Here is a 25,770-nt window from a genome sequence, read left to right on the forward strand (position 1 = left end):
ACGGCCGCAACCGAGATGTACCGCGTGATGACCCAACCCGATCTTGATCTGGGCGTGGTCGGCAACGGCAGCTTCGGCGCCCTGGTCGACAAACATGCCCGCGTTGTCTGGAGCTGCCTGCCCACCTTCGACGGCGACCCCACCTTCTGCGCCCTGCTCGGCCCCAACCAGCAGACCGGCGGCGACTTCGCCATCGAGCTGGAGGACTTCGCGAGCAGCGAGCAGGAATACCTCACCAACACTGCGATCCTGCGCACCGTGCTGCGTGACACGCAGGGCGGCGCATTGGAAATCCTCGATTTCGCCCCGCGCTGGCGGCAGAACGATCGCTTCTACCGCCCGGTCAGCCTGATCCGCCAGGTGCGTCCGCTGGCTGGCAGCCCGCGCATCACCGTGCGTGCGCGCCCGCTGGCCGACTGGGGCGCACGCGTGCCCGAATCCACCTGGGGCAGCAACCATGTGCGTTGGATCCTGCCCGAACACGTGCTGCGGCTGACCACCGATGTGCCGGTGCGCTTCGTGCGCGACGGTCTGCCGTTCGTGCTCAGCCATCCCATCCACCTGATCCTGGGCGTGGATGAGTCACTCAACCGCTCGATCAGCGGCTACGTGCAGGAAGCCTTCCAGCGCACCCGCGACTACTGGCGCGAGTGGGTGCGCTACCTGTCCATTCCACTGGAATGGCAGGACGCGGTCATCCGCAGCGCGATCACGTTGAAGCTGTGCCAGTACGAGGACAGCGGCGCGATCATCGCGGCGATGACCACTTCCATTCCGGAAGCACCCGGCAGCGTGCGCAACTGGGACTACCGCTACTGCTGGCTGCGCGACGCGGCCTTCGTGGTGCGGGCGCTGAACCGTCTCGGCGCCACGCGCACGATGGAACAGTTCCTCGGCTACATCTTCAACCTGGCCACCACCGACGGCACGCTGCAGCCGCTGTATGGCATCGGCTTCGAGGCCAAGCTGGACGAAGACGAAGTGCCCAGCCTGTCCGGTTATCGCGGCATGGGCCCGGTAAGGCGCGGCAACCTGGCCTGGGTGCAGCGCCAGCACGATGTCTACGGCAGCGTGGTGCTGGCCTCCACGCAGCTGTTCTTCGACCGGCGCCTGCAGGACCCGGGTGATGCACACACCTTCGCCCGCCTGGAACCCCTGGGCGAACAGGCCTTCGCCCTGCACGACGTACCCGATGCCGGCCTGTGGGAATTCCGCGGCCGCACCGAAGTGCACACCTACACCAGCGCGATGTGCTGGGCTGCCTGCGACCGCCTGTGCAAGATCGCCGTGCGCCTGAAGCGCGATGACCGCGCGCATTACTGGCGCGAGCGCGCCGACACCATCCACGCGCGCATCATGGCCGAATCCTGGAACGAGGAGCTGGGCCACTTCACCGATACCTTCGACGGCCATCGGCTGGATGCCTCGCTGCTGCTGCTGGCCGATATCGGTTTCATCGACGCGCTGGACGCCCGCTTCATCGCCACCGTCGATGCCATCGGCCGCGACCTCAAGCATGGCAATTCGCTGTACCGCTATGTCGCGCCGGATGACTTCGGTGAACCGGAAACCAGCTTCACCATCTGCACATTCTGGTACATCGACGCGCTGGCCGCGATCGGGCGCATGGATGAAGCACGTGAGATGTTCGAGCTGCTGCTGAAGCAGCGCAATCACCTGGGCCTGCTGTCGGAGGATCTGGCCTTCGACAGCGGCGAGGCCTGGGGCAATTTCCCGCAGACCTATTCGCACGTCGGCCTGATCACCGCCGCAATGCGCCTGTCGCGGTCCTGGCAGGAGGCATCGTGAGTCGTCTGGTCGTGGTTTCAAACCGTGTGGCCGTGCCCGGCGAGAACCGCGCCGGCGGCCTGGCTGTCGGCCTGCTGGCTGCCCTGAAGGAACGCGGTGGCCTGTGGTTCGGCTGGAGTGGCAAGACGGTGAAGGAAGGCAGCGGCACGCTGCACCGGCAGAAAGACGGTGACATCGACTACGTCACCATGGACCTGAGCAAGCGTGAGGTCGATGGCTACTACAACGGCTTCGCCAACCGCACCTTGTGGCCGCTGCTGCACTTCCGCCTGGATCTGGTCGACTACGACCGCGGCACCCGCGAGACCTACCACAAGGTCAACGCGCTGTTCGCCGACAAGCTCGCGCCACTGCTGCGCGAGGACGACATCGTCTGGATCCACGACTACCACCTGATCCCCCTCGGTGCGCTGCTGCGCGAGCGCGGCATCGGTTGTCGCATAGGCTTCTTCCTGCATATCCCGATGCCGTCTGCCGACCTGCTGCAGGCGATGCCCGACCACCTGCGGCTGTTCTCCGCGCTGTACGCCTACGACCTGGTCGGCTTCCAGACCCAGCGCGACGCTGATCGCTTCCAGACCTACCTGCGCCTGTTCGGCGGCGGCCGCGTGCTCGACAACGGCGAGCTGGAAGCACCGGGCGGGCGCCGCTTCCGTGCCGCCGCCTTCCCGATCGGCATCGACACCGAGCTGATCGCACGCCAGGCCGGCACCGCGGCCACCAAGGCCGCCGTGAAGAACCTGCGCGCCAGCCTGCGCGATCGCCAGCTGGCGATCGGCGTGGATCGCCTGGACTATTCCAAGGGCCTGCCCGAACGCTTCCTTGGCTTCGAGCGCTATCTTGAGCGCCACCCCGACCAGCGCGGCTCGCTGACCTACCTGCAGATCGCCCCGGTCTCGCGCGGCGATGTCACCGAGTACCGGCAGCTGCGCAGCCAGCTGGAACAGATCGCCGGCCACATCAACGGTGGCCACGCCGAACCTGACTGGACGCCGCTGCGCTACGTCAACCAGAACTTCACCCATGCCACCCTCACCGGCTTCTACCGGGCGGCGGCGGTCGGCCTGGTCACGCCGTTGCGCGATGGCATGAACCTGGTGGCCAAGGAATACGTGGCGTCGCAGGACCCGGAAGATCCCGGCGTGCTGGTGTTGTCGCTGCTGGCCGGCGCTGCCGACGAACTCAAGCAGGCATTGCTGGTGAACCCGCACGATCTGGACGGCGTGGCCGACGCCATCGCCACGGCAGCAACGATGTCACTGAGCAGGCGCAAGGAACGCTGGCACGCGATGATGGATCACCTGCGCACCTACGACATCAATCACTGGCGCCGCAGCTATCTGGACGCGCTGGAAGGTTGAGGAAAAAAGGGGACGGAGGGGATCAAGGCAGTTGTGCACAGACGCCTTGATCCCCTCCGTCCCCTTTTTCCTTCAATCCAGGAATCGCGCTGCCTGCTCCGGTGCGGGCAGATGACAGGCGTCGTGCCGTCCGAACCAGCGGTAGCGGTTGCGCGCCAGCACGCGGTACGCGGCATCACGCCAGCCGCGCGGCACTGCCCGTAGTACGCCGGTCAGGCGCCAGGCGCCGCCCAGCCCCGCCAGCACGCGGAGGATCGCATCGGTATCGGTCCAGGCACCCTGCGCGTCCAGCAGCAGGAACGACATCGGCTCCTGCGGGTCCAGCCCGTGCGCGCGCAACATCGCGCTGCCCTGCTGCCCCTGCATCGCCGCAAAGCGGTAGCGCCCCGCGCGGTCGAAACGCAGCAGGAAGCGCACCCAGCGGTTGCACAGCGCGCATACGCCATCGAATACGATCACCGCGCTACCCGCCTCGGCGGCGGCCTCACTGCGGTTCGAGCCAACCTTCATAGCGGATCAGGGCTCCCGCCCAGGGCAGCGTCACATCGACCAGGAAAGTGTAACGCTCGCCCTGCCAGGCTTCGCGGCAACGTACGCCACCAAACCAGCGCCTCGGCAACGGCAGCAGCCCGAACGCCCAGACCCGGCGCACCGACCAGTCGATGCCACCCTCGCGGGCCTGCAGATCAAACTCGAAGCGCACCGCGCCCAACTGCTCGCGCAGGCAGCCCTCGTGCGCCCATAGCCGCGACACCATCGGCCAGCGGCCAAAACGCCGCGCCCACTGCTCGCCCTGCCCGTGTGCACTGAACGCCACTTCGGTCGGCAACGCTCCACCGTCCTTCGGCAGCCGCGCCAACGCGGCCAACAGCGGCACCAGCCAGTGCCGCCCCCTCACGATACGCGCCTGCCCCACGTAGCGGCAGGGCAACGGCGCGGCATGCAACGCCTGCACCGGCGCGGCCAGGGTGGCGAAGGCCGGCCCCAGCACGCGCGCGAACAGCGGCAAGGTCAGGGCGCGATCCAGGCCAGCGTCGCCATGCGCCCGGTGCGACGGTCGCGCCGGTGCGAATACAGGTCCGGATCGGCCATGGTCGACACCGTGCCGCCATGGACCTGCGCCGGGTCCATGCCCGCCGCCTGCAACCGCTGCCGCGCCAGCGCGAACAGGTCCACCTTCCAATGGCCTGCGCGGGTGGCCACGAACGCCGCCTCGGCGGCCGGATCATGGCCGACGAAGGCGTGGTAGACCTCCTCGCCGATCTCGTAGTCGGCCGGTCCGGCGGCCGGGCCCAGCCAAGCCCGCAGCTGCGCCGGCGGCGTCTGCATGGCGGCCACGGTGGCCTCCAGCATGCCATCGGCCAAGCCACGCCAGCCTGCGTGGGCCGCGCCCACCTCACTGCCATCGGCGGCGGCAAACACCACGGGCAGGCAGTCGGCAGTCAGGATCGCCAGCACCACGCCCGGCACCGAGGTCACTGCGGCATCGGCCACCGGCTCGCTTGCGCCGGGCACCGGCGGCGCGGTGAAGCGCAGCACGGTGCTGCTGTGCACCTGGCGCAGCCAGTGCGGTGTCGAGGGCAGCCCCAGCCCCTGCTGCAGCAGCTGGCGGTTGTGCTCTACGTTGGCTGGGGTATCACCGTCGGCCGCGTGCCGGTTGCCCAGGTTGAACTGCGCGAACGGCGCCGGCGAAATGCCCGCACCGTGCCGACGCGTGGTCAACGCATGGACGCCCGGCGGCGCCGGCCAGTCCGCCTGCAGCACGGGCAGCGCGGCGGCCATCACCAGCGGTCCCGCTCGCGCGCGGCGAAGGCCTCGCTGTCTTCGCGCAGCACCTTCATCAGGTGCAGCATGTCCTCCGGCACCGGCGCGGTGTTGCGCACCAGCTCACCGGTGATCGGGTGCGTGAACTCCAGGGTTTCCGCGTGCAGGGCCTGGCGCTTGAAGCCACGCAGCGCGGCCACCAGCTCATCGCTGGCCCCCTTGGGCAGCTTCAGCGCACCGCCGTACAGCGGGTCACCGATGATCGGATGGCGCACATGCGCCATGTGCACGCGGATCTGGTGGGTACGGCCGGTTTCCAGGCGGCACTCCAGCGCGGTGTGCGCACGGAAGCGCTCGCGCAGGCGGTAGTGGGTGATCGCTTCCTTGCCGTCCTCGCGCACCGCCATCTTCAGGCGGTCGCGCGGGTGGCGGTCGATCGGGGCATCAGCGGTACCGCCGGCCACCAGCGCACCCATCACGATGGCCAGGTACTGGCGGTGCACGTCGCGTGCGGCCAGCTGCTCGACCAGCGCGGTCTGCGCTTCCAGGGTCTTGGCCACCACCATCACGCCACTGGTGTCCTTGTCCAGGCGGTGCACGATGCCCGCGCGCGGCAGCACCGCCACCGACGGGTCGCGGAACAGCAGGGCGTTGACCAGGGTGCCGCTGTGGTTGCCCGCGCCCGGGTGCACCACCAGGCCGACCGGCTTGTTGATCACCAGCAGGTGCTCGTCCTCGAACAGCACGTCCAGCGGGATGTCCTCCGGCTGGGCGTCGGTCTGGGTTTCCAGCACCACGTTGAGGGTCACCACCTCGCCACCGCGCAGCGGATCGCGCGGGCGCACCTGGGCGCCGTCCAGCAGGACCTCCCCGGCCTTGATCCACTCGGTCAGGCGCGAACGCGAGTATTCGGGGAACAGTTCGGCCACCACGGCGTCGAAACGGCGGCCGGCAGCGGTGTCGGGGACGATGGCCTGGCGGGCCGATTCAGAGGGTTGTTCAGACATGGCAGGGGGCATTCTTTGAAATTTTGGGGTCCCGGCGGCCGGTTTCAGTCGCTGGACAGGACACTAGGCTATCATCGACCCTTCGTATTCCAGCCGCGTCCCGCCTCGACCTCATGATCCGACGCTCCTCCATGCTCTCCGCGCCCGTCCGCCTCACCGCCCTGCTGCTGGTGCTGGTCATCGCCGCCACCGGCTGCCACCGTGGCGCCAAGAAGGGCGATCGCCCCGATGAAGGGACGCCGGTCGAACAGTTGTACGAGAAGAGCCACAAGCTGATGCAGGGTGGCAACTGGAGCGGGGCTGAAACCAGCTTCCGCCGCCTCGTGGCCCAGTATCCGTACGGCCCGTATACCGAACAGGCGATGATCGAAACCGCCTACGCGCAGTACAAGGCCGGCAAGCACGACGATGCGGTGTCCAGCATCGACCGCTTCATCCGTACCTACCCGACCCATCGCAACATCGCGTACCTGTACTACCTGCGCGGCCTGGCCAACTCCAACCGCAGTACGGTTTTCCTGCGTCGCGTATGGTCGCTGGATGCCAGCCGCCGCGACCTGTCCACGCCGCACCAGGCGTATTCGGACTTCAACATCGTGGTCGACCGTTACCCGAACAGCCGCTACGCCGCCGATGCGCGCCAGCGCATGCTGGAGCTGCGTGACGTGTTCGCCCAGCATGAGCTGGACAACGCCCTGTACTACATGCGCCGCGGCGCCTGGGTCTCGGCCGCCGGCCGCGCCAACTACCTGCTGGAAACCTATCCGCAGAGCGCGTTCCAGTACGATGCCGTCGCCGTCCTGGCCGATTCCTACACCCACCTGGGCAACAAGACCCTGGCCGACGACGCCCGCCGCGTCCTGCAGCTGAACCAGCCGGACCACCCGTGGCTGGAAGGCAAGTGGCCGAAGTACCCGTGGATGATCCGCAAGCTGAACCCGTTCGCTGGCGAAAAGTCCGCCAGCACCGGCCAGCGCAACGCGCGACTGGAAAAGAAGTAAAAGAAGGCCCCGAAAGGGGCCTTTTCTTTGTCGGCAGATCCACGCCATGCGTGGAGGGTTCGCGCGCCCATGGACCACGACACTAGGAATTCTACGAATCCCCGGCGGATGCGACGCCGGTCCCAATCGGCGTAGGCGAGGCCCTCCACACTGCGGCGCAACGGCCATCCCGGTCGTGAAGGAGCGCCCCATGACCCCACCGCCCCGCCGTTTCCACCCGCTCGCCTGCATCCTCGCCACTGCCCTGCTGGCGCTGTCCTCGGGCCCCGTGGCGGCTGCCTCACCCGCACCGGGCGATCTGCTGTCTGCTGCCCCCTATCGCGCGTCATGGGTGCCGTCCAAGGCCGCGCAGGCCTACAAGCTGCACTACCGCACCCCGGATCATCGCGGCCAGCTGGCCGAAGGCACCGGCCTGCTGTACCTGCCCGCCGGCGCGGCGCCTGCAGGCGGCTGGCCGGTGGTGTCCTGGGCACATGGCACCCAGGGCATCGCGGATCACTGTGCGCCCTCGGTGTCCGGCCCCTACCAACCCGAACGCGACGGCCGCTTCCTCGATCAGTTCCTGGCACAGGGCTATGCGGTGGTTGCTGCGGACTACCAGGGCCTCGGCGGTCCAGGTGACCATGCCTATCTGCATGTGCGCACTGCCGCGCGCAATGCCATCGACCTCGTCAAAGCCAGCCGCCAGTATCTGGGCACCGCAACGCTGTCGCCGCGCTGGGTCTCGGTCGGCCATTCGCAGGGTGGTGCCGCCGCGCTCACTGCCGGGCATCTGGCGCCCACCTATGCTGGCCCGTCGCTGCACTACCGCGGCAGCTTCACCACCGGCACGCCCACCGCCGTCGAGCTGACCGCACTGGTGATGAAGCCGGACAACCGCACCACCAATCCTGGCGCGCTCAACGCGTATCACGCGTATCTGCTCGATGGTCTGTTGCAGGTTGCGCCGCAGGTCAACCGCGTCCTCAGCGACACCGGCCGCGCTCGCGTGGCAGTGGCACGCGAGCAGTGCCTGGGCGAACTGGCCACCACGCTGGACGGCGCGGATACCGGCAGCATGTTCACCGCACCGCTGACCAGCGTGCCAGGCATCTGGGCCGTGTTGTACGACTATCTCGGCGTACCGCGCCGCGGTTTCAGCCAACCGCTGATGCTGGGCCACGGCAGCGAGGACCGCGACGTGCCCTATCTGACCACCCTGCTGTATGCCGCAGGCCTGGCGCTGCGCGGCGAGCCGGTAGCGTTCCGGCGCTACCCGGTCGACCATCGCGGCACGCTGGACGCTGCGGCGGCGGATGGCCTGGCATTCGTACGGGCCCGGCTGGGGGACGGCCACTTCAACGACGCTGCGGAAACCGCCGACCTCGAACAGCTGCTCGACGACGCCCGGTAGATCCACGCCATGCGTGGATGCGCGGGATACGGGTTGCCGGCCAGCGGCCGGCACTACCAAAGGCAGTAGCTCCACGCCATGCGTGGATGCGCGGGATACGGGTTGCCGGCCAGCGGCCGGCACTACCGGAGGCAGTAGATCCGAGCCATGCGTGGATACGCGGGGTACGGGTTGCCGGCCAGCGGCCGGCACTACCGGAGGCAGTAGATCCACGCCATGCGTGGATGCGCGGGATACGGGTTGCCGGCCAGCGGCCGGCACTACCAAAGGCAGTAGATCCACGCCATGCGTGGATGCGCGGCATACGGCGTTGCCGGCCAGCGGCCGGCACTACCTGCCAACGGCTACCTCAACCCTTGTAGCCGTTGCTGATCGGGTAGCGACGCTCGCGACCGAAAGCGCGGCGCGACACCTTCGGGCCTGGCGCGGCTTGGTGCCGCTTCCACTCGCTGATGCGCACCAGGCGCAGCACGCGGTCGACCACGGCCGCGTCATAACCGGCCGCCACGATCTCCGTGCGCGACTGCTCCTGGTCGATGTAGCGGTACAGGATGCCGTCCAGCACGTCATAGGCCGGCAGCGAGTCCTGGTCCAGCTGGTTCTCGCGCAGTTCGGCCGACGGCGGGCGGCTGATCACCGCCGGCGGGATCACCGGCGCACCGCCCACGGTATTGCGCCACTTGGACAGGCCGAACACCTCGGTCTTGTACAGGTCCTTCAACGGCGCATAGCCACCGCACATGTCGCCATAGATGGTGGCATACCCGACGGCGTACTCGCTCTTGTTGCCGGTGGTCAGCAGCAGGCCACCGAACTTGTTGGCCAGTGCCATCAGGATCACGCCACGGCTGCGCGACTGCAGGTTCTCCTCGGTCACGTCCGGCGCAGTACCTTCGAACATCGGCGCCAGCGATTCCATCAGGCCCTTGAACGCCGGCTCGATCGAGACCGCTTCCAGCTTCACGCCCAGTGCCTGGCACTGCTCGGCGGCCAGGTCGTTGGACATGCCGGCGGTGTAGCGCGACGGCAGGCGCACAGCGGTGACGTTCTCGGCGCCGAGCGCGTCGACCGCCAGCGCCAGTACCAGCGCCGAATCGATGCCACCGGACAGGCCCAGCCAGACCTTCTTGAAACCGTTCTTGCGGCAGTAGTCCTGGATGCCACGGGTCACCGCGCGCCAGGCCAGCGCGTCCATGCTCTCGTCGCCGTCGTCCATCCACACGTGCGGCATGAAGCGGCGCGTTTCGCCGTCGTACTCCACCACCAGCCACTGGTCGACGAAGGCGGCGGCGGCGGGGTGCACCGTGCCATCACCATCGGCCACCACCGAGGCGCCATCAAACACCAGCGCATCCTGGCCACCGACCACATTGAGATAGGCAATCGCTGCCCCGCTCTCGCGGGTGCGTGCGGCCAGCACCGCATCGCGCTGGGCGTGCTTGCCGCGCTCGTACGGCGAGGCATTGGGTACCACCACCAGCTGCGCGCCGGCGCGCACGGTGTCGGCCAGCGGCTCGGCGAACCACAGGTCCTCGCAGATCAGCAAACCCACCGGAATGCCGTTGACCTCGAAGACGCAGCTGCCACCGTCCGGATCAACATCGAAGTAGCGGCGTTCGTCGAACACGGCGTAATTGGGCAGCTCACGCTTGCGGTAGGTCTGCTCGACCAGGCCATCGCGCAGCGCGCTGGCGGCGTTGTAGACCACCGCGCCAGCCGCCTGCGGCCAGCCGACCACCGCGGTGATGCCGCGGCAGGCTGCGGCGATGCGCATCATTGCCTGCTCGCACTCGTACAGGAAGCCCGGGCGCAGCAGCAGGTCTTCCGGCGGATAACCGCTCACCGCCAGCTCGGGGAACATCACCAGCTCGGCGCCGTACTCGTCGCGCGCCTGGCCGATCATCTCGATGATGCGCTCGGTGTTGCCGGCGACGTCGCCGACCGGGAAGTCGAACTGCGCCATCGCGATGCGGATCGAAGCCATGGGAATCCAGCCTGTGGTTGCAATGCCGCCATTGTAGCGCTGCGCCATGCGCGCGCCGGGCGCGCTCGCTGCGTGGACAGCCCCGGCTCAGTAGATCCACGCCATGCGTGGATGAGCTTGCCGGAATGGCCAGGGCGCCAGACGCAGAAAGGCCGCCCGGAGGCGGCCTTTCTGTTTTCAAGCAGCCGGCCAGCGGCCGGCTCTACAGCATCGTCTGCCGGAGGCAGTCGATCTTATTTCACCAGCTTGGCGATGGCAGCGCCCAGGTCGCCCGGCGAGCGGACGGTGACAACACCGGCCGCTTCCATGGCGGCGAACTTGCCTTCGGCAGTGCCCTTGCCGCCCGAGGCGATCGCACCGGCGTGGCCCATGCGCTTGCCGGCCGGAGCCGACGCACCGGCGATGAAACCGACGACCGGCTTCTTCACGTGGTTCTTGATGTACTCGGCGCCGGCTTCTTCGGCGTCGCCGCCGATTTCGCCAACCATGATGATGCCTTCGGTCTGCGGGTCTTCGTTGAACAGCTTCAGGCAGTCGACGAAGTTCAGGCCGTTGATCGGGTCACCACCGATGCCGATGCAGGTGGACTGGCCCAGGCCGACTTCGGTGGTCTGCTTGACCGCTTCATAGGTCAGGGTGCCCGAACGCGACACGATGCCGATCTTGCCCGGCTGATGGATGTGGCCCGGCATGATGCCGATCTTGCACTCACCCGGGGTGATGACGCCCGGGCAGTTCGGCCCGATCAGCACGGTGTCCGGATGCGAACGGGTCAGCACGTTCTTGACGCGCAGCATGTCCAGCACCGGGATGCCTTCGGTGATGCAGACGATAACCTTGATGCCGGCAGCAGCGGCTTCCAGGATCGCGTCAGCCGCGTACGGCGGCGGCACGTAGATGACCGAGGCGTTGGCGCCGGTGCTCTGCACGGCGTCGGCAACGGTGTTGAAGACCGGCAGGTCGATATGGGTGGTGCCACCCTTGCCCGGGGTCACGCCGCCGACAACCTGGGTGCCGTACTCGATCATCTGAGTGGCGTGGAAGGTGCCCTGCTGGCCGGTGAAGCCCTGCACGATCACCTTGGTGTTCTTGTTGATCAAAACAGACATTGGAATTCCTTGGTGTCGGTATCAGGCGGCGTTCTTGACAGCTTCAACGATCTTCTTGGCGCCATCGTTGATGTTGTCAGCCGGGATGATGGCCATGCCGCTGTCACGCAGCAGCTGCTTGCCTTCTTCCACGTTGGTGCCTTCCAGGCGCACCACGACCGGAACCTTGACGCCCACTTCCTTCACGGCGGCGATGATGCCTTCGGCAATCATGTCGCAGCGGACGATGCCGCCGAAGATGTTGACGAAAATGCCTTCGACCTTGTCCGAGGACAGGATCAGCTTGAAGGCTTCGATGACGCGCTGCTTGTTGGCACCGCCGCCCACGTCCAGGAAGTTCGCCGGCTCGCCGCCGTTGAGCTTGATGACGTCCATGGTGGCCATGGCCAGGCCGGCGCCGTTCACCATGCAGCCGATGTTGCCGTCCATGGTGACGTAGTTGATGTCCAGTTCCGAAGCGATCACTTCGGTCGGATCTTCCTGGGTCTTGTCGCGCATGGCGACCAGGGCCTTCTGGCGGAACGCGGCGTTGTCGTCGCTGTCGAACTTGCCGTCCAGCGCGTACAGGTTGCCGTCGTCCAGGATGGCCAGCGGGTTGATTTCAACCAGGGCCAGGTCCTTTTCGTTGAACAGGCGGTACAGGTTCACCATGATGCTGGCGAACTGGCCGGCCTGCTTGGCGGTCAGGCCCAGCTTGAAGCCGAAATCGCGGCCGTGGTAACCCTGCACGCCTTCGACGAAGTCGACGTTCAGCGAGTGGATCAGCTCCGGGGTTTCAGCAGCGACCTGCTCGATCTCCACGCCGCCTTCCGAAGAGGCGATGTAGGTGATGGTCTTGGTGCCACGGTCGACCAGCACCGACAGGTACAGTTCCTTGACGATCTCGCCGGCGGTGGTCACCAGCACCAGGTTGACCGGCAGTTCAACGCCAGCGGTCTGGTAGGTGGCCATCTTGGTGCCGAGCATCTTGGCCGCAGCGGCCTTCACGTCGTCGGTGGTCTTGCAGAACTTGACGCCGCCAGCCTTGCCGCGGCCGCCAGCGTGGATCTGCGCCTTGACCATCCAGGGGCCCTGGCCCAGGGAGTTGGCAGCGGCAACCGCTTCGTCCGGGGTCGCAGCGACCTTGCCGGCCGGGACCGGGATGCCGTACTCGGCAAGCAGTTGTTTTGACTGGTATTCGTGGAAATTCATGCGTCACCGTGGGAATAGGAACGACCGCACGCAATTCCTCAGGGCCCCGGCGGGGCGCCGGCATGGACCGCGGCGGGCCCACTATTGTGGCCGAGCCAGCGCCGGGGCGCAAAGAAGTCTGTACAAAACGCCAGACGCGGGCAGATTTCCACCGTCATTCAGACAGTTGCACCCGGGCCGGGGCTGGCCACCGGTGTCCGCAACGGGCCAAATGCGCGATCCGGACCACTTCGGCGGCGCCCGGCCGGGGGCCCTATACTGCCCTTCGCAAACGCGACGTGCCGGCCCGACTTCAGGGGACGCCGGACAGGCCCGCCGCAGAATCCAGACCCAGGCAGCCAGAAGGGGAGTTCCGGCGTGTCACCCAGTGCTTCATTGATTGACCGCATCGAATCGATTCCGCGGCGTGAACTGTATTTCTTCGCGCTGTACCGGGTGCTGATCGCTACGGTCATTGCCGCCCTGCTCTACAGCCCGTTGTCGGCCATGGTCGGCGAAGCCCACCACCCGCGGCTGGCCGATGTCGTTGCGGTCATCTACCTGGCCCTGTCGCTGCTGGCCCTGGTGGTCGGCCGCAACGAACGCTGGCTGCGCCCGATCGTGGTCACTGGCGTGCTGGTGGATATCGTGGCCGCCACCCTGCTGTCGCACGCCCTGCCCGGCGCCAGTGCCGGCATCTCGATGTCGCTGCTGTTCAACATCGCCGCCGCCGCCACCCTGCTACCGCTCAGCCTGGGACTGGGCCTGGCGCTGGCCGCCAGCCTGGCCACCGGCGTCGAGTACACCTGGAAGCTGCTGGAAGGCGGCGACCCCACCCGCACCCTCGCCGAACTGGCGATGTTCGCCACCAGCTACCTGGCACTGGCCTTCATCAGCTACCAGGTGGGCAACCGCGCCCGCCGCAACCAGCAGCTGGCCAACCAGCGCGGCGATGAAGTCGCCAACCTGTTCCAGATCAACGAACTGATCATCCGCCGCATGCGCACCGGCGTGCTGGTGGTGGACGCCGACAACCGCATCACCCTGGCCAACGAAGCCGCCTCGATGCTGCTGGGCGACAACGACGGCAACGGCGAAAGCGGGCGCCTGGACCTGGCCAGTGCCGCACCGGAACTGGCGCGCCGGCTGCAGCGCTGGCGCAATGGCTGGGCACAGGACGAACTGCCGCTGCAGCTCAACCCCGACCAGCCGGAAGTGCAGCCACGCTTTGCCCGCCTGCTGGCCGGCAGCGACCTTGCGCTGGTGTTCCTGGACGATTCCAGCGTGGTCTCGCGCCGCGCCGAATCGCTCACTCTGTCGGCCATGGGCCGCTTCTCGGCCAGCCTGGCGCACGAGATCCGCAATCCGCTGGCGGCGATCAACTATGCCGTGCAGCTGCTCGAGGAAGGCACCGGCTTCAACGAAAGCGACCGCCGCCTGCTGCAGATCATCCGCCAGCAGTGCCAGCGCACCAACGGCATCGTCGAGAGCGTGCTGGGCCTGGCACGGCGCGAACGCGCCACGCCCGAGAACGTGGACCTGGTCGCCTTCGTGCGCCGCTTCGTGCTGGAGTACAAGCAGGGCCAGACCCTGGAGACCGACAGCATCGAACCGATCATCAGCGACACATCGGTGATGGCCCAGGTCGACGCCAAGCATCTCTACCAGGTGCTGACCGTGCTGGTGCACAACGCACTGAAGTACGGCCGCATCGGCCAGCAGCCTGCACGGGTGCGGCTGCGCGTGGCCCAGCACGAACGCAGCGCGGTGATCGACGTGATGGACCGTGGCCCGGGTATCCCGGAGAGCGTGGCTGCGCAGCTGTTCCGGCCCTTCTTCACCACGTCCGAGCATGGCACGGGACTGGGCCTGTACATCGCGCGCGAGCTGTGCAGGGCCAACCAGGCCCGCCTGGACTACATCGCGGTGCCGGCCGGTGGCTCCTGCTTCCGCCTGGTGCTGCCCGGTCCACATACGCTGCTGCCGAGCTGATCCCCATTCTGTGCGTCAAACATTTGTCGCTTCCAGCCCCCTCGTTTATCTTTCACGCCCATGAATGAAACCCGCAGCGCCCTCGTCGTCGACGACGAACGCGACATCCGCGAACTGCTGGTGCTGACCCTCGGCCGCATGGGGCTGCGCATCAGTACCGCCGCCAACCTGGCCGAGGCACGTGAGCTGCTGGCCAGCAATCCGTACGACCTGTGCATCACCGACATGCGCCTGCCCGATGGCAACGGCATCGAGCTGGTCAGCGAGATCGCCCAGCACTACCCGCGCACGCCGGTGGCGATGATCACCGCATTCGGCAGCATGGATCTCGCTGTGGAGGCACTGAAGGCCGGTGCGTTCGATTTCGTCAGCAAGCCGGTGGACATCTCGGTGCTGCGCGGACTGGTCAAGCACGCGCTGGAACTCAACAACGCCGAGCGCCCGGCACCGGGCCCCAACGCCGAACAGGGCGGGCGCCTGCTGGGCCACTCGCAGGCCATGGATGTGCTGCGCACCACCATCGGCAAGGTCGCGCGCAGCCAGGCGCCGGTCTACATCCTCGGCGAGTCGGGCGTCGGCAAGGAGCTGGTTGCACGCACCATCCATGCCCAGGGCGCGCGCGCGGCCGGCCCGTTCGTGCCGGTCAACTGCGGTGCCATTCCCGGCGAGCTGATGGAGAGCGAATTCTTCGGCCACCGCAAGGGCAGTTTCAGCGGCGCACACGCTGACAAGCCTGGCCTGTTCCAGGCTGCGCACGGCGGCACCCTGTTCCTGGACGAAGTGGCTGAACTGCCGCTGCAGATGCAGGTGAAGCTGCTGCGCGCGATCCAGGAAAAGTCGGTGCGCGCGGTGGGCGCGGCCAACGAGGAGCCGGTGGATGTCCGCATCCTCTCGGCCACCCACAAGGACCTGGCCGAGCTGGTCGAGGACGGGCGCTTCCGCCACGACCTGTACTACCGCATCAACGTGATCGAACTGAAGGTGCCGCCACTGCGCGAACGCCGCCAGGACCTGCCCGAACTGGCCGCCGCCGTGCTGGCCCGCCTGGCCCGCAGCCACGGCCGCGCCACCCCGCTGCTGGCGCCCTCGGCGCTGGAAGCACTGGCGCAGTATGCATTCCCGGGCAATGTGCGCGAGCTGGAGAACATCCTGGAACGTGCGCTGGCCCTGGCCGAGGAAGACTGCATCGGCGCCGATGACCTGCGCCTGCCGCAGCACGCGCCGCGTGCACCTGGCAGTGCGGCGCCCGCCGAAGCGGTGGCCGACCTGCAGCCGGGCAGCGCCGCCCTGCCCTCCTACATCGAGCAGCTCGAGCGCAGCGCCATCCAGCGTGCGCTGGAAGAGAACCGCTGGAACAAGACCCGTACCGCCGCGCAGCTGGGCATCACCTTCCGTGCGCTGCGCTACAAGCTGAAGAAGCTGGGGATGGAGTAAACCCGGGGTCGGATCCCTTTCCAAAGGAAAGGGCTCTGACCCGGCGCGTACCACCGACCTGGTAGTGCCGGCCGCTGGCCGGCAACCTCATGCATCGCGTCATCCACGCATGGCGTGGATCTACCTCAATCCTTGGTGACGCGGTTGATCTCGGCCAGGCTGGTGATGCCCGCCGCCGCCTTCTTCAATGCCGACTGGCGCAGGTCATTCACCCCGATCTGCTGCGCCGCCTCGGCAATCTGCAGCGCATTGCCACCGGCCAGCACGATGGTGGCGATCTCATCGGTCATCGGCATGACCTGGTAGACGCCGGTCCGGCCCTTGTAGCCCTCGGTGCATTCGTCGCAGCCCACGGCCTCGTACAGCTCGATGCCCGCATCCAGCTGCGCCTGGGTGAAGCCTTCGGCCAGCAGCGCATGTTCGGGCAGGCTGGACGGACGCTTGCAGTTGCCGCACAGGCGACGCGCCAGGCGCTGGGCGATCACCAGCGTCACCGAGCTGGTGATGTTGTAGGGCGCGATACCCATGTTCATCAGGCGCGCGATGGTCTGCGGCGCATCGTTGGTATGCAGCGTGGACAGCACCATGTGGCCGGTCTGCGCGGCCTTGATCGCGATCTCCGCTGTTTCCAGGTCGCGGATTTCGCCGACCATGATGATGTCCGGGTCCTGTCGCAGGAACGAGCGCAGCGCCGCGGCGAAGGTCATGCCGCGCTTGTTGTTCTGCTGCACCTGGTTGACGCCGGGCAGGCGGATTTCCACCGGGTCTTCGGCGGTGGAGATGTTGCGCGTCTCGTCGTTGAGGATGCCCAGCGCGGTATACAGCGACACTGTCTTGCCCGAACCGGTCGGGCCGGTCACCAGCACCATGCCGTAGGGCTTGTGGATGGCATCCAGGAACAGCTTCTGCTGGTCCGGTTCGTAACCCAGCTTGTCGATGCCCAGCTTGGCCGCGCTGCCATCGAGGATACGCAGCACCACCTTCTCGCCGAACAGGGTCGGCAGCGTGCTGACGCGGAAGTCGATCTGCTTGGTCTTGGACAGGTTGAGCTTGATGCGGCCGTCCTGCGGGACGCGCTTCTCGGCGATGTCCAGCTGTGCCATCACCTTCAGGCGCGCGGCGATGCGCTGGTTCAGCTTCACCGGTGCGCGCGCCACCATCTTCAGCAGGCCGTCGATGCGCAGGCGCACGCGGTAATCGTCTTCGTAGGGCTCGAAGTGGATGTCCGAGGCGCCCTTGCGGATCGCATCGACCAGCACCTTGTTGACGAACTTCACCACCGGGGTGTCGTCACCCTTGGCGTCGATGCCGGAATCGCCGCCGGTGGCGCCGAGATCCTCGTCGCCGGCCGCCACGTCCAGGTTGCCCATGCCATCGTCATCGCCACCCAGGGCGTCGCCGAGGGTGTCATGGCTGGCGTGCCACTGTTCCAGCGTGCGCCGGATCTGGTCTTCGTCGACCAGGATCGGCTCGACCACCAGGTTGGTATGGAACTTGATCTCGTCCAGCGAGTGGGTCGGGTTGCTGGTGCCGACGAACAGCTTGCCACCGCGCTTGAACAGCGGCAGCACGTTGTGCTTGCGCAGCAGCTCCTCGCTGACCAGGCTCATCGCGTTCTGGCTGGCGTCGAAGGTGGACACGTCGAACAGCGGCATGCCGAACTCGACCGCGTTGGCGGCGGCCAACTGCGAGGCATTGACCAGCTTGTTCTGCGCGAACCAGGTCGGCAATGGCTGGCGCGCGGCGGCGGCCTTGGCCATGGCGTCGCGGGCGGTGGCCTCGTCCAGGGCCCCGTCCTGCACCAGGCGACGGGCCAGGCCGGTGATGCCGACAAGATTGGCGGTGGTGACAGCGTTCATATGAATCCTTGGCTCATGGGGTCATGCCATGCCGTGCGTCTTGCACGGACACCGCACGGGGCAGCAGAACCCGCCGCGACCCAATGGCCACCGGCATCGCCAATCCATGAGCAACACTGCCTTGCCCGGCACTCCCGGCCCGGCAGGCACGATCCTGACTCCCCCGGGGATGATAGCCCCGTCAAGGGGCAGCCAGCATCCCATCGGAGCGCTGAAGTGTGATCAGCAGCCGGTCGGGCGATAGCGCGCTTCGAACGCGCTGCCATCGCAGCTCCAGATGCCCTCGGCGGAGCGGCGCAGGATCAGGTCCTTGCCGTCCAGCACGCTGTGACCCTTCAGGGTGCAGCTGATGTGGCCGACACCGGAGTCGCTGAGTTCGGCTTCGACGTTGGAGCAGTGGGCGTTCTGGGCACCGCCGATGAACTCGGGGGTGACCAGGCTGGCCGAGCGGTTTTCATAGACGACCGTTTCAACCAGCATCTTGCCCGGGCTGATATCGGCCAGCGCGGCCGTCAGCTGGGTACGAATGATGTAAGGCTGAAATACGACTGTCCCGATCGCTGCCAGGATGGCGATGATGACCACAACGATCATCAGTTCGATGAGCGTGAAGCCCTTCTGTGTGTTCATGACTCCCCCTGTTTGATCCAGCAATCCCCATTGCTGCGTGCTGACCGGAATTCGTACTCCAGTCAGCACAAGGCCCGCCGAAGCGGGCCTTGTGTCTACTACCCAAAAAGTACGAAGGCTTGGACCTTCGCAGTTCTTCTAAGCAGATGAATTACTCAGTGCAACCCGCCGGACGGTACTTTTCCTTCACGTCCGTGACCTTGCAGCTGAAACCGCCGGCCTTGGTGATTGCGCCCTTGTCGTCCACAGCAGCTTCAGCGTATGCCAGCTTGAGGGTGGAAGCATCACCAATACGGCCCGGATCACGAATGGTGCAGGTCATGCCATCCTTGTCGACAGCGATTTCCTTGCAGCTACCGGTTTCCTTGCTCTGGAAACCAGCGGTTTCCAGCTTGGGAACGTTGCCGTTGCTGACTTCCATCTCGAACTGGGTCTTGTGCGAGGCCAGGTCGGCCAGCGCAGCGGTGACCTTCGACTTCGAGGTGTAGTCCTGGTAGGCCGGCAGCGCGATGGCGGCCAGGATGGCGATGATCGCGACGACGATCATCAGTTCGATAAGGGTGAAGCCCTTCTGGTTCTTCATTGGTACATCCCCAAGATAGTGGTGGTTGAGTTCAGTGCACGGAATCGGACCGGACAGCGCCGGTTGAGCGGGCTCCATGCCCTGCGGGTGGATCAACGCAGGTTGCGTGCCAACCCCGGCACGCCTCCCCCTGGATTTCCCCACGCCCATGATGGCAGCAATTTCGCGGATGGGAACCCCCCGCTTCCGAATCTGCGATGAACGCGGCAATGTGACGCAGTGCGTCACCTTTGGTCGGCACCCGGCACGAAATCGCACGCTGGGCCGCCTGCCAACTGCCCATCCGCCCTTGAACCCGCTACCATCGATGGCTAGTTACCCGCCTGGGGATGGCGGGTCTTGGGGAGCCAACATGTCTGTCAGTCGCAGTGCGATCAAGAAAGAGCCGGTGGCGCGCGCCACCATGGAACTTCAGCCGTTTGTCTGGGAGGGGACCGACAAGCGGGGCGTGAAGATGAAGGGCGAGCAGCTGGCCAAGAACGCCAACCTGCTGCGCGCCGAGCTGCGCCGCCAGGGCATCAACCCGGGCCAGGTCAAGCCCAAGTCGAAGCCGCTGTTCGGCGCCGCCGGCAGCCCGATCAAGCCCAAGGACATCGCCTTCTTCAGCCGGCAGATGGCCACGATGATGAAATCCGGCGTGCCGATCGTGTCGGCGCTGGACATCATCGCCAGCGGGCACAAGAACCCGCGGATGAAGAAGCTGGTCGACACCATCCGCACCGACATCGAGGGCGGCTCCTCGATGCATGAGGCGATCAGCAAGCACCCGGTGCAGTTCGACGAGCTGTACCGCAACCTGGTGCGGGCCGGTGAAGGCGCCGGCGTGCTGGAAACCGTGCTGGACACGGTGGCCACCTACAAGGAGAACATCGAAGCGCTGAAGGGCAAGATCAAGAAAGCGCTGTTCTACCCGATCATGGTGGTGGTGGTGGCCATGCTGGTCAGCGGCATCATGCTGGTGTTCGTGGTGCCGCAGTTCGAGGACGTGTTCAAGAGCTTCGGTGCCGAGCTGCCCGCCTTCACCCAGATGGTGGTGAATCTCTCGCGGTTCATGGTGTCGTGGTGGTGGCTGATGCTGCTGGTCGCGATCGGTACGGCGGTCGCTCTGGTCATGTCCTACAAGCGCTCGCCGAAGATGCAGCATGCGATGGACCGGTTCGTGCTGAAGGTGCCGGTGATCGGGCAGATCATGCACAACAGCGCCATCGCCCGCTTCTCGCGCACCACCGCGGTGACCTTCAAGGCCGGCGTGCCGCTGGTGGAGGCGCTGGGCATCGTGGCCGGTGCTACGGGCAACACCGTGTACGAAGAGGCGGTGCTGCGCATGCGCGACGACGTCTCGGTGGGTTACCCGGTGAACATGTCGATGAAGCAGACCAACCTGTTCCCGCACATGGTCATCCAGATGACCGGCATCGGCGAAGAGGCTGGTGCGCTGGACGCCATGCTGTTCAAGGTGGCCGAGTACTATGAGCAGGAGGTCAACAATTCGGTGGATGCCCTGAGCAGCCTGCTGGAACCGATGATCATGGTGTTCATTGGTACCATTGTGGGCGGCATGGTGATTGCCATGTACCTTCCCATCTTCAAACTCGGCGCCGTCGTCGGATAACACATACATGGCTTTTCTCGACCAGCATCCTGGCCTCGGCTACCCCGCCGCGGCCGCCTTCGGACTGCTGCTGGGCAGTTTCCTGAACGTCGTCATCCTGCGCCTGCCCAAGCGGCTGGAATGGCAGTGGAAGCGCGATGCGCGCGAAGTCCTGGAGGAACCGGACTTCTATGAGCCGCCCCCACCGGGGATCGTGGTCGAGCCGTCGCACTGCCCGCACTGCAAGCACAAGCTGAGCTGGTACGAGAACATCCCGCTGTTCAGCTGGATCATCCAGGGCGGCAAGTGCCGCCACTGCAAGGCACCGATCTCGCTGCAGTACCCGCTGGTGGAGGCGCTGACCTCACTGCTGGTGGTGGCCTGCGTCTGGCAGTTCGGCTTCGGCTGGCAGGGTTTCGGCGCCATCGTGCTGACCTGCTTCCTGATCGCGCTGTCCGGCATCGACCTGCGCACCCAGCTGCTGCCGGACCAGCTCACCCTGCCGCTGATGTGGCTGGGGCTGATAGGCAGCATCGACAACCTGTACATGCCGGCCAAGCCCGCCCTGGTGGGCGCGGCGGTGGGCTATCTGTCGCTGTGGACGGTCTGGTGGCTGTTCAAGCAGCTGACCGGCAAGGAGGGCATGGGCCACGGCGATTTCAAGCTGCTGGCAGCGCTGGGCGCCTGGTGCGGGCTGAAGGGCATCCTGCCGATCATCCTGCTGTCGTCGGTGCTGGGCGCCATTATCGGCTCGATCTGGCTGTACAGCCGGGGCCGTGACCGCGCCACGCCGATTCCGTTCGGCCCTTACCTGGCCATTGCCGGCTGGTTGTACTTCATGTGGGGTGCGCCGCTGGTGGAGCAGTACATGGTGATGAGCGGGCTGCGCTGAGGGGAGTCCCCATGAGCCGCTATGTGGTTGGCCTGACCGGTGGCATCGCCTCGGGCAAGAGTGAAGTGACCCGGCGCTTCGAAGCGCTGGGCATCGTGGTGGCCGACGCCGACCTGGCCGCCCGGGCCGTGGTGGCTGCCGACAGCCCGGCGCTGGCCCGCATTGCCGAGCGTTTCGGCGCCGACATGCTACTGGCCAACGGCGGCCTGGACCGGGCCCGCCTGCGCGCCCACGTCTTTGCCGATCCGGCCGAGCGGACGGCGCTGGAAGCCATCACCCACCCGGCCATCCGCCTGCTGATGCAACAGCAGTGCGAGCAGGCTGAGAGCCCCTATGCGATTGCGGCCATTCCGCTGCTGACCGAGGTGGGCGGGCGGAAGGCCTACCCTTGGTTGGACCGGGTATTGCTGGTGGATGCACCGGAAGCCGTGCAGCATGCCCGGCTGATGCAGCGCGACGGCATTGATGCTGCGCTGGCCGACCGGATGATTGCTGCGCAGGCCAGCCGTGCGCAGCGCTTGGCACTGGCCGATGACGTAGTGGTCAATGATGGGCAGCCGGAGGACCTGCAGGTGCAGGTGGAACAGCTGCATGCGCGGTATCTGGGCTTGGCCGGGGCTTGAGGCCTGGTTGCCGGCCAGCGGCCGGCACTACCAAAGCGCATCCACGCGTGGCGTGGATCTACTGGCCGATTCGATTGCCGGCCAGCGGCCGGCACTACCAAAGCGCGTCCATGCGTGGCGTGGATCTACTGGCCGATTCGATTGCCGGCCAGCGGCCGGCACTACCAAAGCGCATCCATGCGTGACGTGGATCTACTGGCCGATTCGATTGCCGGCCAGCGGCCGGCACTACCAAAGCGCATCCATGCGTGGCGTGGATCTACTCCAGCTGCTGGCGGGCGCCACCCTGCTCCCGCGCGATTTCGGCAGCGTGCAGCAGCTGGATCAGGGTATTCAGGCCGGCAAGCGTGCGGCTGAGACCAGCCATCGTGGCGGCCTGCGCCGGGCTGGCACCCTGCACATCCAGCCGCTGGCCGTCGGCGGCGTCGCGGCCATCCATGCGCGCCAGAAGGGCGGGCAGCAGGTCCCTGGGGTCATCCAGCAGAACTTCGGCCCGCTCGGCGACGTCGGCAGGCAGCAGGTGGGCGGCATCGCCGATCAGGGCGTGCAACTGGGGGAACAGCGGGCGGGTGGACATGATGAAGCTCCTCGCAGACGGCAGGCCACCTGCAGATGCAAGGTGGCGGACGGTGCGGGTTGGCGTACCGGACAACTCCCAGATGGATGGAAACTCCGGCGGATTCCCGGGAATCCCCACGCACCGCCCGCCATGAAGCGAGCACAGTGCATTGTCCGCGATGCCGCGCGAGGCATCGGAAGTTTTCCATCTGACAGTTGATTTCAGGACGCCAATCCCGGCCAAGGCACCTGCCCCGGCCAGGTCATCAGGCCATCACCGCGCACGGCGATCTGTAAGGAAATTCCCAAGTGCGGCGCGGGCTTGCGAATGCGTGCGTTGGAACACGCGCCGGGCGCGGCAGCGATCACGGTGGTGTCGTGTCGGGCCTGTGATGCAATGTCCGCGTGCAGGGGATTCAGTGTCACAAGCGACACAGGGCGTGATGCAAGGTCGGCAGGGTCCGTGCCGACCAAGGTCGGCACCCACCAAAGCAGGGGTGCTTACAACGGCTTCGGCGAGAACGTCAGGGTGGCGATCACGCCACGCTCGCCACCGGGACGCACGCTCACCTGCCAGCCGTACAGGTCGCACAGACGGCTGACGATCGACAGGCCGATGCCGCCGCCCTGCGAATGACCGGCGTGCGTGCCGCGGTAGCCACGCTGGAACAGCTTGGCCGCGTCTTCCTCGCTCAGGCCCGGGCCGCTGTCGGTCACCGACACCGAATTGGCGCCCACGAAGACGCGTACTTCGCCATCCTGCGAGTACTTCACCGCGTTGCCGATCAGGTTGCCCAGCGCCACCGACAGCGCCGCCTCGGGTGCATCGATCACCAGGTTGCGCTCGCCTTCCAGCAGCAGCTCCAGCGGCTTGCCACCCAGCTGCGCGCGGTGCGCATCCAGCAGCTGCTCGGCCACGCGGGCCACGTTGCTGGTGCCCTGCCCGCGCTCGTTGCGCGACAGCAGCAGCAGTGCGCCGATCAGGTCGCTGCACTGTTGCTCGGCACGCTGGATACGCTGCAGGCGCTGCAGCACCTTCTCGTCCAGGCCGGGCCGGGTCAGCAGCAGCTCGGTGGCACCGCGGATCACTGCCAGCGGCGTGCGCAGTTCATGGCTGACGTCTGCATTGAACTCGCGATCGCGCTGCACCACTTCGGTCAGCCGCGAGGAATAGTCGTCCAGCGCCTGTGCCAGCTGCCCCACCTCGTCATCGGGGAAGCGCGGTGCCAAGGGCTCGGGCTCACTGGTACCGCCGCGGTACGCACGCAGCCGCGCGGCCAGGTCCGACACCGGCTTCATCACCTTCGAGGCCGACCACCAGCCCAGCACCAGCGACAGCACACTGAACACCAGCACCGACAACACCAGCGCGCGGTTGAGCTGCTTGCCGCCGCGCACGCTGTCGGTCATGTCATAGGCGAGGAAGAACCAGGCGTCGGGCGTCTTCCGCACGGCCAGCTTGTAGGAATAGGGTTCGCCGTGTTCGTCGCCGCTGACGCTGTGGATGCCATCGGAGAAGCCCGCCCACTGCGCGCGTTCTTCGCGCACCCGGTCGAACTTGTCCTTGGAATAGGCATACGCACGGATCTGCAGCACCGGCGCGTCCGGGTTGTGGCCCGGGTGTTCGTAGTAGCGCCGCGCGTACTCGTCGATGTTGCGGTTCATCAGCTCTTCCACCAGCTGGTTTTCCACGCGCAGGCGGGCCCAGTTGGTGGCGAACGCGAACAGTGTCGTCAGGCAGAAGCCCAACAACACGAACGAGACGATGATGCGGCTGCGCAGGCGCCGCCGGTATGGCGTGCGCCGGCGCTCCCCCTTGGCTGCCACGGAATCAGGCTTCCGGGGTGGCGATGCGGTATCCGATGCCATGGCGGGTCTGGATCAGCGGCACTTCAAACGGCTTGTCGACCACCGCACGCAGGCCATGGATATGCACGCGCAGCGAATCCGAATCGGGCAGTTCCTCGCCCCACACGCGGGTTTCCAGCTCCTGGCGGGTCACCACCGCGGGTGCCGCTTCCATCAGCGCCTGCAGGATCTTCAGCGCGGTCGGGTTGAGCTGCAGCAGCTTGCCCTGGCGGCGCACTTCCAGCGTATCCAGGTTGTATTCCAGGTCGCCGGTTTCCAGCACGCGGGTCTGCACGCCCTTGCCGCGGCGCGACAGGGCGTTCAGACGCACTTCCACTTCCTGCAGCGCGAACGGCTTGATCAGGTAGTCATCGGCACCGGAATCGAAGCCGGCCAGCTTGTTGTCCAGCGAATCGCGGGCCGTCAGCATCAGCACCGGGGTCTGCTTGCGCGCTTCATTGCGCAGCTTGCGGCAGACTTCGATGCCGTCCATGCCTGGCAGGTTGAGATCCAGCACGATCGCGTCGAACTCGTGCACCACGGCCAGATGCAGGCCGGTGACCCCGTCAGCCGCGAAGTCCACCGTATGCCCCCGGTCCTCCAGATAGTCGCCCAGGTTGGCCGCAATGTCGCTGTTGTCTTCGATTACCAGGATTCTCACTGTCACCTCTAATTGACTGTACTGCCGGCGCGCATGACCTGCCTCATGTCCTGCTGTGCCCGTTCCTTCTGCCGAGCGCGCTCGGCAACGGTCATGCACTGCGTCGTGGTCCGGTTGGAACCGATGGGCTTTTCACGTTGGCATATTAGACGACTATCTTCACGCGCCTGTGTCAAAACCGTGTTCACGACCTGCTGATCGTTGAAGACCTGGGTTTGCACCGGTTCAGGCATGGAATCGCGTGCCGGGTACTGCTCCACCGCTGCGCGCATGCGTGCCAGGGCGTCGTTGACGCGGGTGCGCTCGTCCTGCTTGAGTTCCGAATAGGTTTCGCCGTCCTTGAGCTCCACCTCGATACGCGCGATCTGCTGCTGCAGCGGCTGGCCGGGCACGAACACGTCCTTGCCCCTGGATGCCGATGCGGTACTGACCAGGGCGAGTCCTGACAACAGGACGGCCGACATCAAAGCCTGTTTCATGGCAAACAAATCCTTGTCTGTG

The 25,770-nt window shown here is 66.5% G+C and carries 22 protein-coding genes and 1 pseudogene; 9 read left to right on the plus strand and 14 right to left on the minus strand.

Annotated elements, in window-relative coordinates; all coding sequences use genetic code 11:
- Nucleotides 1-27: 27 nt before the first annotated feature.
- The gene (locus AC5P5R_RS10850) at nucleotides 28-1,809 is read left to right on the plus strand and encodes a glycoside hydrolase family 15 protein (RefSeq protein ID WP_164281717.1); all 1,782 of its coding nucleotides are present in this window, start codon (nucleotides 28-30) and stop codon (nucleotides 1,807-1,809) included.
- Nucleotides 1,806-3,170: an alpha,alpha-trehalose-phosphate synthase (UDP-forming) gene (gene otsA / locus AC5P5R_RS10855; protein WP_005410785.1), complete on the plus strand. Its 1,365-nt coding sequence runs from the start codon at nucleotides 1,806-1,808 to the stop codon at nucleotides 3,168-3,170. The genes AC5P5R_RS10850 and otsA overlap by 4 nt, the downstream gene beginning before the upstream one ends.
- 72 nt (nucleotides 3,171-3,242) lie before the next feature.
- On the opposite strand, the gene AC5P5R_RS10860 is transcribed toward otsA, so the two are convergent.
- From AC5P5R_RS10860 to rluD, 4 genes are read right to left on the minus strand one after another with little or no spacing between them, the layout of a single operon-like run.
- Nucleotides 3,243-3,680 (minus strand): thiol-disulfide oxidoreductase DCC family protein, encoded by a 438-nt coding sequence (locus AC5P5R_RS10860; protein ID WP_100438359.1) that lies wholly within the window; start codon nucleotides 3,678-3,680, stop codon nucleotides 3,243-3,245.
- Nucleotides 3,655-4,179 (minus strand): DUF4166 domain-containing protein, encoded by a 525-nt coding sequence (locus AC5P5R_RS10865; protein ID WP_049452820.1) that lies wholly within the window; start codon nucleotides 4,177-4,179, stop codon nucleotides 3,655-3,657. The genes AC5P5R_RS10860 and AC5P5R_RS10865 overlap by 26 nt, the downstream gene beginning before the upstream one ends.
- A gap of 2 nt (nucleotides 4,180-4,181) precedes the next feature.
- A complete protein-coding gene (gene pgeF / locus AC5P5R_RS10870; protein WP_049395382.1) occupies nucleotides 4,182-4,952 on the minus strand; it encodes a peptidoglycan editing factor PgeF in 771 nt (256 codons plus the stop codon).
- Nucleotides 4,952-5,941, minus strand: a complete 990-nt coding sequence (rluD, locus tag AC5P5R_RS10875) for a 23S rRNA pseudouridine(1911/1915/1917) synthase RluD (RefSeq protein ID WP_005410789.1) — start codon at nucleotides 5,939-5,941, stop codon at nucleotides 4,952-4,954. Before rluD ends, pgeF begins: the two co-directional genes overlap by 1 nt.
- Nucleotides 5,942-6,054: 113 nt before the next feature.
- Between rluD and AC5P5R_RS10880 the strand changes: the two genes are divergently transcribed.
- Both AC5P5R_RS10880 and AC5P5R_RS10885 read left to right on the plus strand, forming a co-directional pair.
- Nucleotides 6,055-6,942, plus strand: coding sequence for an outer membrane protein assembly factor BamD (locus tag AC5P5R_RS10880; protein ID WP_024956778.1), 888 nt, complete (start codon nucleotides 6,055-6,057; stop codon nucleotides 6,940-6,942).
- A 190-nt stretch (nucleotides 6,943-7,132) separates the two neighbouring features.
- On the plus strand, nucleotides 7,133-8,335 hold the full coding sequence (locus AC5P5R_RS10885; protein WP_100438360.1) for a lipase family protein: 1,203 nt from the start codon (nucleotides 7,133-7,135) through the stop codon (nucleotides 8,333-8,335).
- Nucleotides 8,336-8,684: 349 nt separating this feature from the next.
- Here the strand turns inward: AC5P5R_RS10885 and AC5P5R_RS10890 are convergent, their stop codons facing one another.
- From AC5P5R_RS10890 to sucC, 3 genes are all read right to left on the minus strand, one after another.
- Complete coding sequence (locus tag AC5P5R_RS10890; RefSeq protein ID WP_100438363.1) at nucleotides 8,685-10,319, minus strand: NAD+ synthase; 1,635 nt, start codon at nucleotides 10,317-10,319, stop codon at nucleotides 8,685-8,687.
- 233 nt (nucleotides 10,320-10,552) lie between these two features.
- Nucleotides 10,553-11,428 (minus strand): succinate--CoA ligase subunit alpha, encoded by an 876-nt coding sequence (sucD, locus tag AC5P5R_RS10895; RefSeq protein ID WP_005410793.1) that lies wholly within the window; start codon nucleotides 11,426-11,428, stop codon nucleotides 10,553-10,555.
- Nucleotides 11,429-11,449: 21 nt separating this feature from the next.
- Entirely contained in the window at nucleotides 11,450-12,619 is a 1,170-nt protein-coding gene (sucC, locus tag AC5P5R_RS10900; RefSeq protein ID WP_004154430.1) for an ADP-forming succinate--CoA ligase subunit beta, read from the minus strand.
- A gap of 357 nt (nucleotides 12,620-12,976) precedes the next feature.
- Here sucC and AC5P5R_RS10905 point away from each other — a divergent pair, with 357 nt between their 5' ends.
- Together AC5P5R_RS10905 and AC5P5R_RS10910 are read left to right on the plus strand one after the other, a co-directional pair.
- Entirely contained in the window at nucleotides 12,977-14,590 is a 1,614-nt protein-coding gene (locus AC5P5R_RS10905) for a sensor histidine kinase (RefSeq protein WP_060380148.1), read from the plus strand.
- 60 nt (nucleotides 14,591-14,650) lie between these two features.
- Nucleotides 14,651-16,024, plus strand: coding sequence for a sigma-54-dependent transcriptional regulator (locus AC5P5R_RS10910; protein WP_005410795.1), 1,374 nt, complete (start codon nucleotides 14,651-14,653; stop codon nucleotides 16,022-16,024).
- A gap of 125 nt (nucleotides 16,025-16,149) precedes the next feature.
- On the opposite strand, the gene pilB is transcribed toward AC5P5R_RS10910, so the two are convergent.
- From pilB to AC5P5R_RS10925, 3 genes are all read right to left on the minus strand, one after another.
- Entirely contained in the window at nucleotides 16,150-17,883 is a 1,734-nt protein-coding gene (pilB, locus tag AC5P5R_RS10915; RefSeq protein WP_005414305.1) for a type IV-A pilus assembly ATPase PilB, read from the minus strand.
- Between the two features lie 222 nt (nucleotides 17,884-18,105).
- Nucleotides 18,106-18,513 carry a pilin gene (locus tag AC5P5R_RS10920; protein WP_100438364.1) on the minus strand — a complete coding sequence of 136 codons (408 nt, stop codon included), beginning with the start codon at nucleotides 18,511-18,513 and terminating at the stop codon, nucleotides 18,106-18,108.
- Nucleotides 18,514-18,664: 151 nt separating this feature from the next.
- A complete protein-coding gene (locus tag AC5P5R_RS10925) occupies nucleotides 18,665-19,096 on the minus strand; it encodes a pilin (RefSeq protein ID WP_100438365.1) in 432 nt (143 codons plus the stop codon).
- A gap of 352 nt (nucleotides 19,097-19,448) precedes the next feature.
- Here AC5P5R_RS10925 and AC5P5R_RS10930 point away from each other — a divergent pair, with 352 nt between their 5' ends.
- The 3 genes from AC5P5R_RS10930 to coaE are packed head-to-tail and all read left to right on the plus strand — an operon-like array spanning nucleotide 19,449 to nucleotide 22,202.
- A complete protein-coding gene (locus tag AC5P5R_RS10930) occupies nucleotides 19,449-20,708 on the plus strand; it encodes a type II secretion system F family protein (protein ID WP_100438366.1) in 1,260 nt (419 codons plus the stop codon).
- Between the two features lie 7 nt (nucleotides 20,709-20,715).
- A complete protein-coding gene (locus AC5P5R_RS10935) occupies nucleotides 20,716-21,579 on the plus strand; it encodes a prepilin peptidase (RefSeq protein WP_005410800.1) in 864 nt (287 codons plus the stop codon).
- A gap of 11 nt (nucleotides 21,580-21,590) precedes the next feature.
- Entirely contained in the window at nucleotides 21,591-22,202 is a 612-nt protein-coding gene (gene coaE, locus AC5P5R_RS10940) for a dephospho-CoA kinase (protein WP_100438367.1), read from the plus strand.
- A 265-nt stretch (nucleotides 22,203-22,467) separates the two neighbouring features.
- Here the strand turns inward: coaE and AC5P5R_RS10945 are convergent.
- The 4 genes and pseudogenes from AC5P5R_RS10945 to AC5P5R_RS10960 all read right to left on the minus strand — a co-directional run.
- Nucleotides 22,468-22,779 (minus strand): annotated as a pseudogene (locus AC5P5R_RS10945) (hypothetical protein); the annotation flags it as partial.
- 482 nt (nucleotides 22,780-23,261) lie between these two features.
- Nucleotides 23,262-24,629 (minus strand): sensor histidine kinase, encoded by a 1,368-nt coding sequence (locus AC5P5R_RS10950; RefSeq protein WP_043034309.1) that lies wholly within the window; start codon nucleotides 24,627-24,629, stop codon nucleotides 23,262-23,264.
- Entirely contained in the window at nucleotides 24,592-25,269 is a 678-nt protein-coding gene (locus AC5P5R_RS10955) for a response regulator transcription factor (RefSeq protein WP_005410804.1), read from the minus strand. The genes AC5P5R_RS10950 and AC5P5R_RS10955 overlap by 38 nt, the downstream gene beginning before the upstream one ends.
- Nucleotides 25,270-25,277: 8 nt before the next feature.
- Nucleotides 25,278-25,748 carry a hypothetical protein gene (locus tag AC5P5R_RS10960; protein ID WP_005410805.1) on the minus strand — a complete coding sequence of 157 codons (471 nt, stop codon included), beginning with the start codon at nucleotides 25,746-25,748 and terminating at the stop codon, nucleotides 25,278-25,280.
- Nucleotides 25,749-25,770 lie beyond the last annotated feature (22 nt).

This window comes from Stenotrophomonas sp. YJH_SMC_19 (assembly GCF_059367915.1).

Coding starts and splice junctions, on each gene's coding strand:
- AC5P5R_RS10850 (WP_164281717.1), top strand. CDS start 28: ATGACCCAACCCGATCTTGATCTGGGCGTGGTCGGCAACGGCAGCTTC.
- AC5P5R_RS10860 (WP_100438359.1), bottom strand. CDS start 3,680: ATGAAGGTTGGCTCGAACCGCAGTGAGGCCGCCGCCGAGGCGGGTAGC.
- pgeF (WP_049395382.1), bottom strand. CDS start 4,952: ATGGCCGCCGCGCTGCCCGTGCTGCAGGCGGACTGGCCGGCGCCGCCG.
- rluD (WP_005410789.1), bottom strand. CDS start 5,941: ATGTCTGAACAACCCTCTGAATCGGCCCGCCAGGCCATCGTCCCCGAC.
- AC5P5R_RS10880 (WP_024956778.1), top strand. CDS start 6,055: ATGATCCGACGCTCCTCCATGCTCTCCGCGCCCGTCCGCCTCACCGCC.
- AC5P5R_RS10885 (WP_100438360.1), top strand. CDS start 7,133: ATGACCCCACCGCCCCGCCGTTTCCACCCGCTCGCCTGCATCCTCGCC.
- AC5P5R_RS10890 (WP_100438363.1), bottom strand. CDS start 10,319: ATGGCTTCGATCCGCATCGCGATGGCGCAGTTCGACTTCCCGGTCGGC.
- sucD (WP_005410793.1), bottom strand. CDS start 11,428: ATGTCTGTTTTGATCAACAAGAACACCAAGGTGATCGTGCAGGGCTTC.
- sucC (WP_004154430.1), bottom strand. CDS start 12,619: ATGAATTTCCACGAATACCAGTCAAAACAACTGCTTGCCGAGTACGGC.
- AC5P5R_RS10910 (WP_005410795.1), top strand. CDS start 14,651: ATGAATGAAACCCGCAGCGCCCTCGTCGTCGACGACGAACGCGACATC.
- pilB (WP_005414305.1), bottom strand. CDS start 17,883: ATGAACGCTGTCACCACCGCCAATCTTGTCGGCATCACCGGCCTGGCC.
- AC5P5R_RS10920 (WP_100438364.1), bottom strand. CDS start 18,513: ATGAACACACAGAAGGGCTTCACGCTCATCGAACTGATGATCGTTGTG.
- AC5P5R_RS10925 (WP_100438365.1), bottom strand. CDS start 19,096: ATGAAGAACCAGAAGGGCTTCACCCTTATCGAACTGATGATCGTCGTC.
- AC5P5R_RS10930 (WP_100438366.1), top strand. CDS start 19,449: ATGTCTGTCAGTCGCAGTGCGATCAAGAAAGAGCCGGTGGCGCGCGCC.
- AC5P5R_RS10935 (WP_005410800.1), top strand. CDS start 20,716: ATGGCTTTTCTCGACCAGCATCCTGGCCTCGGCTACCCCGCCGCGGCC.
- coaE (WP_100438367.1), top strand. CDS start 21,591: ATGAGCCGCTATGTGGTTGGCCTGACCGGTGGCATCGCCTCGGGCAAG.
- AC5P5R_RS10950 (WP_043034309.1), bottom strand. CDS start 24,629: ATGGCATCGGATACCGCATCGCCACCCCGGAAGCCTGATTCCGTGGCA.
- AC5P5R_RS10960 (WP_005410805.1), bottom strand. CDS start 25,748: ATGAAACAGGCTTTGATGTCGGCCGTCCTGTTGTCAGGACTCGCCCTG.